The following is a 15,583-nucleotide window of genomic DNA, read 5'->3' on the forward strand; positions in this document are numbered from 1 at the left end:
TGAACTGGTTTTTCGAGCTATACAACAAGGTCAATGCCTGTATAGCTCATGACGGTTATCTACCGTATCGCTTCAACTATTTTATTTGCCGCATCTGCTAAATCATGTGCCGGTATTATTGCTAAACCGGAATTTGATAAAATTTCTTCGCCTTTTTCAACGTTTGTACCGGCTAAACGAACTACTAACGGTACTTTTATACCTATGTCTTTTGCAGCGGCAATAATCCCTTCTGCTATAATATCACAACGCATGATACCGCCGAAAATATTAACTAGAATCCCTTGTACTTCTTTATCAGATAAAATTATTTTTAAAGCTTCTTTTACACGCTCACGATCAGCTCCACCACCGACATCCAAGAAATTAGCAGGCGAAGCACCGTAAAGTTTAATAATATCCATAGTGGCCATGGCAAGACCGGCACCGTTAACCATACAACCGATATTACCATCCATTTTTACATAGCTAAGTCCTGCATTTGCTGCTCTAGTTTCTAGAGGATCTTCTTCATCATGATCACGCATTGCCGTAATATTCGGATGCCGAAATAAGCCGTTATCGTCAAAAGTAATTTTTGCATCTAAAGCTAATAAATTCCCGTCGCTATTTACAATTAATGGGTTGATTTCAATTTGTGCTGCATCGGTTTCAATAAAAGCATTATAGACTGATTTTACTATTTCTTTCATCTGTTTAGCTTGGTTATCCTTAAAGCCTAACTCATAAGCTATGCCTCGCATATGAAAATCTTGTAAACCGGTTGCAGGATCAACGGAAAATTTAATAATTTTGTCCGGAGTTTTTTCTGCTACTGCTTCAATATCAACTCCTCCTTCTGTAGAAGCTATAAAAGTAATACAGCTAGCCGATCTATCAAATACTATACTAAAATAATATTCTTTTAAAATATCACAACCTGATTCGATATAAAGACGGTTTACTTTTTGTCCTTGAGGTCCTGTTTGATGCGTTACTAAATTAATACCAAACATGTCATGAGCAACTTTTTTGGCTTCTTCTTTACTCTTAACAACCTTAACACCGCCTGCTTTACCTCTACCGCCGGCATGTATTTGTGCTTTAACCACATATACTTCCGTATTTAATTTATCTATGGTTTCATTAATCTTTTCGGTTTTCGTAACAACTAGCCCGGTGGAAGTAGGTACGCCGTATTTTCTTAAAATCTCTTTTGCTTGATATTCATGAATATTCATTTTAAATAATTTATTTAAATTGCTATTAATTTTTATGGATAAGATGCATTTTTAACTTCTCTTACTAGGTCTTTATCAAAAGTGATAAACTTATTAGCACTATTGACTTCTCCTTCTGCAATAATTATATAATCGGCAAAGTCTGCTTTACCTTTAGTATATTTTTCAGTAGCTGATATTATTATGTCTTGATGCCCAATGATAAAGCCGGAATTATCAATAAGATTAATTACTGCTTCATAAATTTCCTGGCGAGTAAATTTATTTACTTTTAGCACCCATACAAATTCAAGTAATGCATATGATGCAATAAAAATCTTATTAGTGATGTTATTGTTTAAGAAATTTTGAGCTGCTTTACCTTGTATTGCATCATCTTCAAGAAAAGTACGAGTTAAGATATTAGTGTCAATTCCTATCATTTTCGATAACCGCAATACTAATAGCTTCATCTACATCCACCGGACCGTTTTTAGCTTTATGTTGACCTTTACCAAAAAAGCTATAGATATCTTTTTTTATGGGAAGCAATTCTAATGTTTCATTTTTTTTGTAGTTAATTATTAACTCAGAGCCTGAATGTAAACCAAGTTTATTTCTTATATATTTAGGTATAACTACCTGTGTCGATGAGATTACTACTCTGGCACTTTTACTCATAATACTAATATAGGAAGTTATCGGATCTTACTTTGTATATAAAACACAATTTATTATATGTCAATAAGTTTATAATGAGGTTACTCATTTACTATCCTCTTTGAATACGTTATCTTTCCTAATAAAGTGATGATATAATGCAGCTAGTATATCAAAATAATTAAAGCAGTAAATAAGCAGCATTTTTATAGATTTTTTTAAAGATTTTGGCAAATTGTAAATCTGGAGCAAAAGAATTTATAGTAAACAAACCATAAAAATCAATATGATAGTTTGATAAAATAGTTATTAGAAAGCCGCTTATCGGCATTAATAACATTAAAAGCTATAGCAAATGTATATTAATATTAGCGGCTTTTTTTGCCAATTCGGCATATCTTCCGGTAGCAAAACATTAGCATTATAGAATTTCCATAAAAGCCTTATTATTACTAAAGATAAAACAACTATACAGGTTGCTTCATGTATCCCGTATAATTGCCATTTTAAAGGAAGTTCTAAGAAATTATCCATTAAGACACCGACAACGAGCATTACTATAACTATAATGCTCATGATCCAGTGAAAAAGTTTTGTAATTAAGCCGTAAGAATTTTCAGTATTTGTAAGTAGTATGATAGTACTCAAACTTACTTAATGTCATTGTCGCTCTTCTGTGTCATTTTCCTGCGAAAGCAGGAATCTAAAAAACAATAAAAAATACTAAAATTATTAGTATTTTTAACTAGATCCCATGGGTAAGCCACGGGGTGACACCGAGTCACGGTATGACAGTTTCTTCTTAATTCCCAACGGCCGTATCTATAATCTTTTCTGCCTCTGTACCGCTAATTTTTTCTTTATCATTCAGAATGAGATTAGCATTCTTTAAGTCATCTCCTATATGTTCCGCTCTTCCTTTTAAAACCTTAGCTAAAAACTGCTCGGCAAGAGCGTAATATGAGATTCGATTACCGGCTTTTGCAAATCCATGACCTTCATCTTTGTAAAGTGCATAAACTACCGGTATATGCTTTGCTTGCATGCTGTTTACAATCTGTTCTGATTCTGCCTGCACGACTCTCACATCGTGAACACCTTGTGCTATAAATAAAGGCTTTTTGATATTATCAACAAAATTAATCGGTGATCTTTGTCTTAAAAATTCTTTTTCTTCTTCAGTATCCCAAGGTCCTATACGTGTTTTATATATACTTAACAATGGTGTCATATAAGGAGCTTTAGATTGCACATGAGTTAATAAATTAGACATACCGACAACGTCAATACCGCAAGCAAATACGTCAGGCGTCATGGTAAGACCTACAAGCGTTGCATAACCTCCATAGCTTCCACCCATAATACAAACTTTGTCAGAATCAACTATATTATTCTTAATAGCCCAGTTAACACCATCAATTAAATCGGTGTGCATTTTACCGGCATATTCTAAATTACCGGCGTTTAAGAAATCTTTCCCAAAACCGGTAGAACCACGGTAATTTATACTTAAAACTGCGTAACCACGATTTGCAAGCCACTGATGCTCAGGATTGTATCCCCAGCTATCACGTACCCACGGACCGCCGTGGACATTTAAAATTAGAGGTACTTTTCTATCGGGTATATTATTTTTATCGAGCTTTACATCATTTGGAAAAGTGATATAGCTAACTAAATCAAGCCCGTCACGTGACTTGATAATTATCGGTATCATCTTAGCAAGATTATATTGCTCAAGTTCTTTGCGATTAGTAAATAAAAACTCAGCTTTTTTATTTGCCCTATCATATTTATAATATTTCACCGGTGTATTATCAGCCATATAAGCAACGATCCAAGTTTTATCGTCTAGCGTCCTACTATTAATAATTAAATCACCGCGATCAATAGATTGCAAATATTTAATATCATCTTCAATATCTTTATCTAATATTTTATATGAGACTCTATCATAATCTATAGATACTGCTTGCGGAGTTTGCTTTGTGGGATGAACTGTAAATAAGCCGATATCAGCTTTTGTATCTTCGGCTAATATTTCTTCACTACCTGTAGCTAGTGTTATAGCTTTAAGTGCGGAGGTATTACGATTACGTCCCTCTAGCATATATAAAGTTTCACCGCTAGCATCAAAACCAAGTATGGAAGTGTTAAAAGAATCTTCCATTGATATCTTAGTAAATAACTTTGGTTCTCCGTCTTTTAATTCATAATATTCAACAGCTCCGTCTTTATCTAGTAAGCTACCGAATCTTAAATTTAAATTTTCATCAGTTACATAATCAGTAAATCTATCATTTTTATAAATCAGTTCTTTTTCTAGAGTATCTAGATTTAATTTGTAAATATCAAAATATTCAGGATTACGCTCATTTAAATATATTAATATCTCATTTGGCTTCTTATGACTTGCTCCGGCTATTTTGGCTTTAACTCCTTTTGCAGGAGTAAGTAATTTTGTCTCTTTTGTCTCTATGTTATAGCTATAAATTCGGTCATTTTCATCACCGTTAAAATCTTGGGTATATAAAATATTTTTATTATTATAAGCTTTAGTATAAGACCAAATACCGCGTCCTTTATCATGGGTTATGGCTTCTGCTTTACTAATATCATCTGAGGGTGCTAGCCAAATGTTTAATACACCGTCTTTCGGTGCAACATATAGAATATATTTGCCGTCGTGGGTTAGAGAAACCCTTGCTTTATCAGGGTTACCGAATAAAACTTTTCTGGGGATTATTTGATTGTTATCCGTTATCGTTTGAAACATAAAAATACCGACACTTATTATTAATATAGTGCCTATAATATAGAAAATTTTACTCATTACTAATAGTTTGTTATTTAGTTTTATAGTCTTTTGATGTCATTCCCGCTTCTGCGGAAATGACATTCAGGTCATAAAATATAATTGCTACACTCTCTCAATATTGCTTAAAAACCAATCAACTTCTTTGGTATTAGCATTACGTGTAAATGTCCATTCTTCTTTTAAATCTTCGATTTTGTCAACCACATTTTTACCTTGAAATAGTAATTTAATAAATATGTTATTACCGAACATGTAAATTTCTGAATATTTTGCACTTAAAGTCGATGAGTCAAAAAAATCACCATAGGACGGTGTTATTTTTTCAAATTCTTCCAAGTATCTTTTATCTATCAGCTCAGATAATTCTTTAGCATCTTTTTTATAAGCAGCTTCTATAATCATTTGAAAAGCAGTTTTAGCATTATTTATGAATTTAACCGGATCAAAGGAGTAAAGGCGTTTATGGACTTGTTCCATTCCATCTACGACCGCAGTTATATTATGTTCTACTATTATATCTTTAAAAGCTTTAATATCTTGGGCTGTTGGAATATTTTTTTCTTCTTTATTAGATTTAACTATACTGTAAGTTACGTCCTTAATAACCGGTTCGCCAAAATAAGATTTTTGCTTTGTCTGTTCCTCTTCTGAAGTAGAACCGAGAGTCGTAATTAATTTGTTGATAATGTAAAAGGCAATAACGGCAAAAATTAATAACTCTATTATTTGAGGAGACATTTTCTATTTATTTTTATTAAAAGATTATTTTTATATTTATAATATAAAAAAATAATCTTTTAAAGTTATTTAATAAAAATAAGGATTTATTTTTATTTGAGTTATACTTAAAATTTAAAAAATCACTAAAATATCTTGATTATTTTAATTATTATGATATTTATCGTTTTGTAAATGATGTTTAAACTCCATCATTGCAAAACATTTATTATAGCCTTTAGTCCATTTATGTTAGGGGGCTGTTGTACTAAAGCTTAATTTTTAAGCGTTTTTAGTATAACGGATAATTATTGTTTTCAATGATTGCGTTTATCCCCTAGCACCTATCTATCTATTCACTTTTAATTGATGAATGAACTGGCGAGCTGGTAATTCAATTGTATAATGCAACATAGTAGCTATTGTAACCGAAGTAGCAAATTTAAGCCATAAAGGAGTTGGATCAATCCAGTAATATGCTACAAACATTCTGTAGTTAAAACAGAAAGGTATAAAGCATATGAAATTTGATCTAGAAAATATGTTATTGGATTACCGAAAATAAGTGTACTTAATCCTGAATCATTAGATGTTCCAATAATTATTAAGGATGAGCCAACTGCAAGCCACCAAAGTGTTTCTGCATTAATTATAATAAAAATATAAACAAAAACAGCAATTCCTACAAATGTAATAATATCATAAATAATATAATTAAGTTTCAAAGATTTTATATATTTTGTAATAAAAAATGTTATACAACCAAAAATAAATACACCTAAAAACATTATTAAGCTTTTACCGTAAGCAAATTGTATTCTTTCGTTACTAATATGGGTCTGCAGCCATTGAAAAGCATAAGGAGTAGAAATTATCCCATAAGATATAAATAACAAGATTATCAATAACTTAATTATTGATAATCTTGCATCAATGATATTAAAAAAGGAAATAATTAATATGCAAACATTACCGTATGTATTGTACATGAAGGTTGATTCCAAGATACTAAACCCGTGAACCCCCATGCTTGAATAAGGAACACATTATAAAAGCATAAATAAATGTAAGGGATAAACTCTGGCAATACGTGCAAATAAAAAACTTTTATAACTAACGGTATGCGTATAAAACCTAGTATTATATACATAACATAAAATAAAGCCGGATAACACAAAAAATATTACAACCCCAAGACTGCCAAGTCTTGCTATATTCATTCCAATTGAGTTACATGGCCAAATTATATGTGGCGTGTTAAGAAGAATACCCATAATGCAGTATACCCGCGTAAACCTGTTAATCCTTTTATTTCTTTTAAGTTATCTATTTTGTTATGCCATATTTAAGTTATAACATTACTGATTAAAATATGGCATGATACAATAACCTAAATATTAAAACAATTTATTAATAATAATTTTTTTAATAAATTATTAGATTCTTATATTCAGAGATCTTTTAATAAGTGTGCCACTTTTATAGCATTATCAAATCCGTGATCGTAATAAAATCTTATATCAGGCGAGAATTTCATATTTATTTTATTAGTAATAAAATTTCTGATAGCATTTTTAGAATTATTTAATGCATCCATAATTTCATCTATTGTTAGTTTAGTATTAAAAGGCAAGAAATAACAATTAGCTATTTTGAGATCAGCAGTAACTATAACTTTCGTAATAGTGAGAGGACAATCAAAAAGTCTGGTATCCAGCATTTTGCCACGCCTTAGAATTTCTATTAATGCTTCATTTATAATGCTTGCTAATTTTTGTTGTCTATGAGAATGAGTTTTGGTTAATTTTTTCATGCGTTAAAAAATATATACAATTCTAAGGCATAATAGCATGCTTTTGCCAAACAACCAATACCTAAAAATTTTAGAAATTTTGTTTTAAAAAAACCGGAGAATAAAGAAATAAAGCTTCCCCAAAAAGCAAATGCCATTAAGAAAATTATAAATATCTCATATTTATAATATAGTTTTGTTAAATTTTTATGTCTTAAAATATTTTGTGTATTTTTGGAAGCATAAAAGATATTTAAAACTATTTTTCCAAAAATATAATTGATTGCATTACCGCTAAGAGAAGCACAAATAGCTACTAACAGCATTATTAAACTATTATAGCCTCCGAACATTTTCATAGCATGAAATATTAATTCATTCTGAAAACCTATAACAAGATTTGAGACAAAACTATCAACAAATAATAAACTATATGCTTCAAATTGATTCATGAATGTAATATATTGAATTTTGATTAGGGGTATTAATCGTCATTGCGAGGAAAAACTGTAAGTTTTGACGAAGCAATCTCATGCCAAAATCCTGAGATTGCCATAACCCTTACTATCTAACACCAAAATAAAGTAACTGGCAATGAAAAAGCAAATTATTTATCCTGATTTTATAGCACGAATTTTTTCTACGGCACTTGATTTATCAGTATTTGCCTTTATAGCAATCCCAATATCACAATTTTGTTCTTTTAATTTATTATGGTTGTTCTTTAATGATTACTTCCTTAGCAATAACATTAATCTTTATAATCCCAATGAAATGTTTAACTCGGTTATGAGTCAGGAATTTTATGAATATCTTAAAGCAGGAAATTTTAATAAATATATTTTGTTTAATATTTCAATTTTTGCTACTAATATATTAGTAATAGGCTCATATTTCATAACGCTTTGGTATTATAAAGGTGCAACGCTTAGTAAAATGTTTTTACGTATGAAAATCGTAGATGCCGTAACATTAAATCGTCCGACCTTAAAGCAGTTAATTAAAAGATTTTTAGGGTATATGACTTTTCCTATCGGTATTTTTTTCATACTTTTTTCTTCTAAAAAACAAGCATTACATGATAAGATAGCCGGAACCGTCGTTATTAAGTCTTAAATATACTCCTAAGTAATAGACGAAGTTTAATTTGGAAAAGAGCAAGGAGTATATAAGGCGAGGAGCGGAGCATATACACTTAATAGGTGAGTACCGCAGTTCTTATAATACGACGTAGCTCATTTTTCAAATTAAACGAGTATATTTATGAATGAAACAAATGATAATGATATAGATCAGCTAATTTATCTTTTTTCAAAATTACCCGGTCTTGGTATTAGATCGGCAAGGCGTATAGCGCTTTACCTATTGCAAGATAAAGACGTAAGGTTAAAAAGCCTGATTAATAATCTTGTAGAGATAGATAAGAAAATAGTAAAATGCGAGATTTGCGGTAATATGGATACGGAAAATATGTGCCGTATTTGTTCTTCTGAATATAGAGATAAATCAATTATTGCTATTGTCGAAACTGTGGCTGAATTATGGGCAATGGAGCGTAGCGGTAATTTTAAAGGTTTATATCATGTACTCGGTCATAATTTATCGGCAGCTAGTAGACAAAACCCTAGCATACTTCGGTTACCTGAACTACTTACAAGATGTTTTGCAGAAAATATTAAAGAAGTTATTATTGCTACTAATTCTACTTTAGAAGGTCAGACTACTGCTTATTTTATTACAGAATATTTAAAAGAGCATCCTGCTAAAATTTCTCGCCTTGCTAGCGGTATACCTATCGGAGGTGAACTTGATTATTTAGACGAGGGTACCGTATCTGCCGCTATTAACCTACGCCAACCTTTTGAGTAAAAATTAATAATTTTATTAAAGTTATAGTGAATCTTGATGAAATTCTAGATGATGTTCGCCGGCGAATTTTATTACATCATTATGATTTCCTTGATGATCAAAATGTATCAGTAATTCACCTTGTTCGTTTGAATGTAATATATTTGTGAATAAACACTGGTCACCATCAATTTTAATGTCAACTACTTTTTACCGATAAATTTAACGCCGTTATCCCCCTGTTGTCTATATATTATATCTTTCTTTAAGGCATTTATAAATTTATCACATTGATTCTTATCTAATCTCAATGGCTTCCTGATTTTTATTATCATATTGTAAAATTTCCTCAACTTTCTTTAACGCTAAGTTGTATTTTTTAATTGCGATTAAACAAGTGATAATCTTATTAATTTTTTCTATAGCTTGTGCTTGTGCAAAATTAAGGTTGCTAACAAGAGCTTCGATATGAATTTGGTTAATATATTCTCAAAATATGGTTATTTTCAGAAAAGTTAATAGAAGACTTGATTTCATATATGATGCCTAGTTATTTTTAACAAGGCATCATACATTAGTTTAATTCTTAGTCAAAAAATTATTAATATTTTTTAATAATTACCCACCGAATTGCTCTTTAATAATTCTATCTTCCAGCGTATGGTTTTTATTAAAGAGCAGTTTGACAGGCTTATCCTTAGTAGATTTAACGGTAACATTTGTGATATTATTAAACTCCTGAAAGTCGGCAGTAGCATTTACCGGTCGTTTATTTGTATTAAGTATTTCAAATTTAATCGTAGCAGATGAAAGCAGTAAAGCACCGTGCCATCTACGCGGTCTAAACGAGCAGATAGGGGTTAGGCATAACATGTTTGACTCAAGCGGTAAAATAGGACCGCTGGCAGATAAATTATAAGCACTACTTCCGGCAGGTGTTGCAACTAAAGCTCCGTCTGCTACTAATTCGCTCATTCTCTCTATCCCGTTTACTTCTATTCTAAATTTAGCAGCTTGATTAGTTTTACGAAATATCGATACTTCGTTAATAGCAAGTGCCGTATATATTTGACCGCTCGTATCTTCGACTTGCATAAGAAGAGGATTTAGGATAGAAACTGTACTTTCGTGTATATTTTGTAATAATTTTTTGGTATCTAAAGGATTCATTAAAAAGCCGAGGCTTCCTAAATTAACTCCGTAAAAAGGTATATTAAGATGCATATAGCGGTGAATATTATGTAGTAATTCTCCATCCCCGCCTATTACGATAATGACCTCCGCCTCCTCTATTTTACAATAATTATAGAGTTGTTTTATTTCCTCTATAATAGCTAAATGTTTGGAATTGTGGTTATAAATTAATGCTATTTTATTTATATTCATTATATGAATTTCTTTTTTAATATATAGACGCTTAACTAATAATAAGTTATAAGAATAAAATAAAATAAATATTAAGTTAAATTATGTCATCATTCAACATCAAAAATCATAAAAATGATCTGCTATTTGTACCGCTAGGGGGATCTAATGAAATAGGTATGAATCTTAATCTTTACCATTATCAAGGTCAATGGTTAATGATTGATTGTGGTAGCGGTTTTGCCGATGATTATTTACCCGGTGTTGATATGATAATTGCTGATAGCAGCTTTATCGAGAAATATAAAAAAGATATAGTAGGTCTGATTTTAACTCATGCTCACGAGGATCATTTAGGTGGAGTCCAATATTTATGGCATAGACTTAAATGTCCTATTTATATTACTACTTTTACAGCAAATTTTCTAAAAATTCGTTTAAATGAATATGATTTTGCTAAAAATATAAAAATTCATGAAGTAAAACCCGGTAGTAAAATAAATCTAGATCCTTTTTCCTTAGAGATGGTGCCACTGACTCACTCGGCTCCTGAAATGCAAGCAATTATGATCCGTACGGATGCAGGTAATATTTTACATACGGGGGATTGGAAATTTGATAACGATCCGATACTTGGGAAAAAAGCCGATGAGGAGCTTTTAAAATCTTACGGAGATGAAGGGGTTCTTGCACTTGTTTGTGATTCAACTAACGTATTTAATAAAGGAAGCTCAGGTTCTGAGGGGGATGTTAGAAAAAGTTTAGTAGATATTATAGCCGGTTGTCCTCAAATGGTAGTAGTTTCAACCTTTGCCTCTAATTTAGCACGGCTTGATACAATAATTCATGCTGCAGGGCTTGCGGGTAGAAAAGTAGTCTTAACCGGTAGAAGTTTGCACCGTATGATGCTTGCTGCGCAGGAAAGCGGCTATTTGAAAGATATTGCTCCTCTAATTAGTGAACGTGATGTTAGCAGATTTAGAAGAGAAGAATTATTAGTAATTGCTACCGGTTGTCAAGGTGAGCCTATGGCTGCTACCGCAAAACTGGCTAGTAATTCTCATCCGTCTATAAAGCTTGTTCCTAAGGATACAATGATTTTTTCTTCAAAAATTATTCCGGGTAATGAAAAGAAAATATTCAGGCTATTTAATATATTTGTTAAAGCCGGTGTAGAAGTTATTACTGAGCGAGACCATTTTGTACATGTTTCAGGACATCCATCGATTGACGAGCTACAAAAAATGTATTCTCTAATTAGACCGAATATTTGTATACCTGTTCACGGCGAGCCTGTACATATTCATGAACATGTTAAGCTTGCTAAGAAAAACGGCATAAAACAGGTAGTAGAGGTTGAAAATGGTAGTGTAGTACTGCTTGAACCTAATAATGCAAAAGTAATTTCAAAGGTTGAAAACGGTTATTTAGCTGTTGACGGTAATTATTTGCTGCCCGTTGAATCTCCGATTTTCAAAGCTAGAAGACGTATGCGTGAGTCGGGTATCGTGGTAGCATCAGTAGTCATTAATAAAAAAGGACTACTTGCTGCAAACCCAATGCTGTCTATGCCCGGGCTGCTTGATCCGAAAGAGGATATGGCATTAGTTAACCTCATTAAAAACGACATTAAAGAACTTGTTACCATTCAAAATAAACAGGCTAAAAAAGCATTGTCGGATGAACAAGTAATCGAGGCAATAAAAGGAACAATCCGTAAAACCTTAAAACAAGAAATTAATAAGTCACCCGTTATAATAGTAAATCTTGAGAAAGCTGTGGAGTAGTGAAATTGTTATTGTAAGTAGGTATTGTTTTATGGCTCGAGAAATTCGTTCAATGTCATTCCCGCCTTCGTGAGAATGACATAAACAAGCCAAGCAACGATACCTACAAACCTGTAAGTGACAAAGAAAAAATAAGCACATGAACAAATTTAAAAATATTGCGGTGTATGGGGGAGGGAGTTTCGGTACTAGCCTTGCTTCTTTAGCAGCACAAAACTGTAATAACGTTACTTTATTTTTACGTGATGAGGCAATAGCAAAGGAAATTTTACATAACAAAACTAATGTAAAATATTTAGGGGATATTAAATTACCTGCTCATTTACAGGCTACTACAAACTTAGATATAATTAAGGATTTTGAACTAATTATTATTGCATTGCCGTCTTACGCTTTTGATGACTCAATAAAATTATTAAAAACTCACAGCATTTCTAAAGACAATACTCTTCTAATTGCAACAAAAGGCTTTGCCCGTAATCCTACCGCATTATTTTCAGATAGGTTAAAAACTCTATTACCGTATAACCCTACAGCGTTTTTTGTAGGTCCGAATCTAGCAAAAGAACTTGCTAAAAATTTACCTGCTTCGGCAAGTATTGCAAGTTTAGATATAGATATAGCAAATAAAATAGCTTATAACCTAAGTTCAAAAATTTTTACTACTAATGTGTCAAGCGATATTGTAACATTACAGGTAGCAGGAGCTTTAAAAAATATTTTTGCTATTAAAAGCGGGATTGATTTAGCAAGAAAGCAGGGCGAAAATGCAAGAGCAACGCTTATAGTAGCTGCCTTAAAAGAAATTGCTATTTTGTCGAAAGCGTTAGGTGGTATGCAAAAAAATTCTGATATTTTATTAGAAGGCGTAGTAGGCGATTTAGTGCTTACTTGTTATTCGTTAGGTTCACGTAATACAAAATTTGGTTATGAACTTGGAATTAGTAGCGATAAACAGAAATTTTTACAGGAATATAAAGAGCTAGTAGAGGGAAGAGAAGCATTAAAATTAGTTTTGGATTTGATAAAAAAATATAATTTACATATGCCTATAATTTCCGAAGTAGCTTCGTGTGTTATTCCTTATGTCATGCCTGCTTTCGCAGGAATGACATAGGTATCCACGCAACAATGCCTCCGCGGGAATGACATATGACTCCACGCGAGCAATACCAATAAATATGAAAATTTCATATTAAATTAGATACCTTAAATCACATAAAGTTTTTAAAGTTTCAATTAGAAATTTATTGTGGTCTGATGAAGTAAAAATCTTTACAAAATTTAGTGAAAAAAATAAAACCTCATATATTATAAGTAATTATATCTTTAGCTCATTACATGATAATCTTTAGTATAGTTTTTTTTAAAACCGTTTCGGTATTATTAAGTGTAGTAATAGGATTTTTAGCAGGTAAATATTCAAATGTTGAAAGAGATAGTATCTCTTCGTTACTATTCTATTTTATATCGCCTATAGTATTTTTTACGATACCTGCTAGTACAACCTTAACACTTGCGGCATTAAGCGTTACGGTTGTAACATTTGTAATTGCAACACTCTTATCGCTCTTTTCTTATTATTTTTTTGGTAAATTTTGGCAGGATCATACACGTAATATTATAGCTTTGTCTGCAGGTACGGCCAATGGTGGGTATTTTATGTTGCCTATAGCTGCAGCACTTTTTGATGATTATACATTAAGTATTTACATGATGGCTGTTATAGGAGTGAATATTTATGAATGTTCCATCGGCTTTTATATTTGTATGAGGAGCTTTGCTAATACCACCGATAGTATATTAAAAGTAGTAAAATTACCGATTTTAAACGCTTTTTTCTTGGGATGTTTATTTAGTTTTTGCGGTTTTACTTTACCGGATTTTTTAGATGATTTTATATATAATATGAAAGGCTCTTTTTCGATACTCGGTATGGTGATGGTGGGTCTTGCTCTTTCGTCTCTACAAAAATTTGAAGTCGATATCAAATTTACTCTTGCTACTTTTGCTGCTAAATTTCTATTCTATCCTTTGGGAGTAGGGTTATTGATCATGTTTGATCATTTTGTAACAAAATGGTATAACAATGATTACTATAATGCCCTAAAACTACTTTCTACGGCACCACTCGCAGCAAATACTATAGTTATAGCGAATTTACAGAAATTTTACCCTGAAAAAGTTGCAGCTACTGTGTTTTTATCTTTGCTTTTTGTAGTTATATATATGCCGACCATGGTCAGTATATTTTTAAGTGACTTAAATTAATAACATGATGACAATTGATGACAATGATTTTTTTACAATTTATTCTAAATTGGTATTAATAGGTTCATATGAAAATTAATTCAATAAAAATTGGTCCCTATATTAATTTATTACCTCTTCAATATATACCGAAACATAAAATTTCTTATTTGGAATTCGGTGATCCTAAAAATAAAAATATAATAGTATGTGCTCACGGTTTAACTAGAAATGCTCATGATTTTGATAAAATAGCTAAAGAGTTGAGTAAAAATTATAGAGTAATTGCAATAAATTATCCCGGTCGCAGTGATAGCGAAAATTTTAAAAAAGCTAATCATTATAACTATACGACTTATATTAAAGATACGTTATTTTTTTTAAAAAGGCTAAATATCAAAAATCCTATTTGGCTTGGTACTTCAATGGGCGGTATTATAGGTATGATACTTGCCAGTAAATATAAAAATATTTTTAAAGCCTTAATATTAAATGATATAGGGGCGTTTATTGATGCTGCTCCTTTAATTAAAATTGGAGGTTATGCTAAAAAAACGATACTCTTAGATGATTTGGCTAGTGCAAAAGAACATTTAAAACTTATTTATGCACAAAGCGGTATTAAAGATGAAGAAGATTGGGATTATTTAACAAAATATAGTGTAATTTCTACATTCGGCGGAAAATATAAAATGAATTATGATCCTGCTATAACAAAAGGAATGAAAAATGCTAGTAACCAGGAAGATATTAAACTATGGTCTGTATGGAACAAAATAAAATGTAGAATATTAGTAATTCATGGGATGAAATCTCAAATTTTAACAAAATCTACTATTAAAAAGATGAAAGAAACAAAAATTTTTGATCTTTATGAAATAAAATATGCCGGTCATGCTCCTTCTCTAATGAACCCTGAAGAAATTAACTATGTCAAATCTTGGTTAAAAAAGAAATCTTAGATTGTATGACCTTGTATTGTACGAACGTTCAGGATGTCATTCCCGCGGAAGCGGGAATCCAGAAAAATAACCTTAATCTTAGTACAAAAATTACATATTTAATACAATAAACATATAAAAAAACTGTTTTTTATATGTTTTTCTGGATTCCTGCTTTCGCATGAATGACATAGGCATCATTTAAA

General features: G+C 31.3%; 19 protein-coding genes. 6 read left to right on the forward strand and 13 right to left on the reverse strand.

The features are described from left to right. Positions 1-59 precede the first annotated feature (59 nt). The 11 genes from sucC to RAF_RS03130 all read right to left on the reverse strand — a co-directional run bounded on the left by sucC (position 60) and on the right by RAF_RS03130 (position 7,638). Positions 60-1,220 (reverse strand): ADP-forming succinate--CoA ligase subunit beta, encoded by a 1,161-nt coding sequence (sucC, locus tag RAF_RS03080; RefSeq protein WP_012719687.1) that lies wholly within the window; start codon positions 1,218-1,220, stop codon positions 60-62. A gap of 32 nt (positions 1,221-1,252) precedes the next feature. Beyond that, complete coding sequence (locus RAF_RS03085; protein ID WP_041471859.1) at positions 1,253-1,642, reverse strand: PIN domain-containing protein; 390 nt, start codon at positions 1,640-1,642, stop codon at positions 1,253-1,255. Further along, a complete protein-coding gene (locus RAF_RS03090; RefSeq protein WP_012719689.1) occupies positions 1,629-1,880 on the reverse strand; it encodes an AbrB/MazE/SpoVT family DNA-binding domain-containing protein in 252 nt (83 codons plus the stop codon). The genes RAF_RS03085 and RAF_RS03090 overlap by 14 nt, the downstream gene beginning before the upstream one ends. 160 nt (positions 1,881-2,040) lie before the next feature. Continuing rightward, the gene (locus tag RAF_RS09810) at positions 2,041-2,199 is read right to left on the reverse strand and encodes a cytochrome B (RefSeq protein WP_234943930.1); all 159 of its coding nucleotides are present in this window, start codon (positions 2,197-2,199) and stop codon (positions 2,041-2,043) included. After that, positions 2,199-2,495: a cytochrome b gene (locus RAF_RS03100; RefSeq protein ID WP_041472018.1), complete on the reverse strand. Its 297-nt coding sequence runs from the start codon at positions 2,493-2,495 to the stop codon at positions 2,199-2,201. Before RAF_RS03100 ends, RAF_RS09810 begins: the two co-directional genes overlap by 1 nt. A 166-nt stretch (positions 2,496-2,661) precedes the next feature. Then, positions 2,662-4,692 carry a S9 family peptidase gene (locus RAF_RS03105; protein ID WP_012719690.1) on the reverse strand — a complete coding sequence of 677 codons (2,031 nt, stop codon included), beginning with the start codon at positions 4,690-4,692 and terminating at the stop codon, positions 2,662-2,664. Between the two features lie 87 nt (positions 4,693-4,779). Continuing rightward, positions 4,780-5,415 (reverse strand): Tim44 domain-containing protein, encoded by a 636-nt coding sequence (locus RAF_RS03110; protein WP_012719691.1) that lies wholly within the window; start codon positions 5,413-5,415, stop codon positions 4,780-4,782. A 458-nt stretch (positions 5,416-5,873) separates the two neighbouring features. Continuing rightward, complete coding sequence (locus tag RAF_RS09815) at positions 5,874-6,383, reverse strand: hypothetical protein (RefSeq protein WP_234943932.1); 510 nt, start codon at positions 6,381-6,383, stop codon at positions 5,874-5,876. 57 nt (positions 6,384-6,440) lie between these two features. Continuing rightward, positions 6,441-6,668 carry an acyltransferase family protein gene (locus RAF_RS10575; RefSeq protein ID WP_012719693.1) on the reverse strand — a complete coding sequence of 76 codons (228 nt, stop codon included), beginning with the start codon at positions 6,666-6,668 and terminating at the stop codon, positions 6,441-6,443. A 176-nt stretch (positions 6,669-6,844) separates the two neighbouring features. Beyond that, positions 6,845-7,207 (reverse strand): 30S ribosome-binding factor RbfA, encoded by a 363-nt coding sequence (gene rbfA / locus RAF_RS03125; RefSeq protein ID WP_012719694.1) that lies wholly within the window; start codon positions 7,205-7,207, stop codon positions 6,845-6,847. Continuing rightward, a complete protein-coding gene (locus tag RAF_RS03130) occupies positions 7,204-7,638 on the reverse strand; it encodes a YqaA family protein (RefSeq protein WP_012719695.1) in 435 nt (144 codons plus the stop codon). Before RAF_RS03130 ends, rbfA begins: the two co-directional genes overlap by 4 nt. A 142-nt stretch (positions 7,639-7,780) precedes the next feature. On the opposite strand from RAF_RS03130, the gene RAF_RS03135 reads away from it, so the two are divergent. Together RAF_RS03135 and recR are read left to right on the forward strand one after the other, a co-directional pair. Continuing rightward, on the forward strand, positions 7,781-8,302 hold the full coding sequence (locus tag RAF_RS03135; protein WP_012719696.1) for an RDD family protein: 522 nt from the start codon (positions 7,781-7,783) through the stop codon (positions 8,300-8,302). A gap of 147 nt (positions 8,303-8,449) precedes the next feature. Beyond that, positions 8,450-9,055, forward strand: a complete 606-nt coding sequence (recR, locus tag RAF_RS03140) for a recombination mediator RecR (RefSeq protein WP_004995735.1) — start codon at positions 8,450-8,452, stop codon at positions 9,053-9,055. A 182-nt stretch (positions 9,056-9,237) separates the two neighbouring features. Here the strand turns inward: recR and RAF_RS10380 are convergent, their stop codons facing one another. After that, the gene (locus tag RAF_RS10380) at positions 9,238-9,369 is read right to left on the reverse strand and encodes a hypothetical protein (protein WP_016728210.1); all 132 of its coding nucleotides are present in this window, start codon (positions 9,367-9,369) and stop codon (positions 9,238-9,240) included. 283 nt (positions 9,370-9,652) lie between these two features. Next, complete coding sequence (locus RAF_RS03145; protein ID WP_012719697.1) at positions 9,653-10,420, reverse strand: NAD kinase; 768 nt, start codon at positions 10,418-10,420, stop codon at positions 9,653-9,655. Positions 10,421-10,503: 83 nt separating this feature from the next. Between RAF_RS03145 and RAF_RS03150 the strand changes: the two genes are divergently transcribed. From RAF_RS03150 to RAF_RS03165, 4 genes are all read left to right on the forward strand, one after another. After that, entirely contained in the window at positions 10,504-12,186 is a 1,683-nt protein-coding gene (locus RAF_RS03150) for a ribonuclease J (RefSeq protein WP_012719698.1), read from the forward strand. A gap of 139 nt (positions 12,187-12,325) precedes the next feature. Then, positions 12,326-13,303 (forward strand): NAD(P)H-dependent glycerol-3-phosphate dehydrogenase, encoded by a 978-nt coding sequence (locus tag RAF_RS03155; protein ID WP_012719699.1) that lies wholly within the window; start codon positions 12,326-12,328, stop codon positions 13,301-13,303. 224 nt (positions 13,304-13,527) lie between these two features. After that, positions 13,528-14,457, forward strand: a complete 930-nt coding sequence (locus RAF_RS03160) for an AEC family transporter (protein WP_012719700.1) — start codon at positions 13,528-13,530, stop codon at positions 14,455-14,457. Positions 14,458-14,525: 68 nt separating this feature from the next. Next, positions 14,526-15,398 (forward strand): alpha/beta fold hydrolase, encoded by an 873-nt coding sequence (locus RAF_RS03165; protein ID WP_012719701.1) that lies wholly within the window; start codon positions 14,526-14,528, stop codon positions 15,396-15,398. The last annotated feature ends 185 nt before the right edge of the window (positions 15,399-15,583 follow it).

Source organism: Rickettsia africae ESF-5, from assembly GCF_000023005.1.
Lineage (GTDB): Bacteria > Pseudomonadota > Alphaproteobacteria > Rickettsiales > Rickettsiaceae > Rickettsia > Rickettsia rickettsii.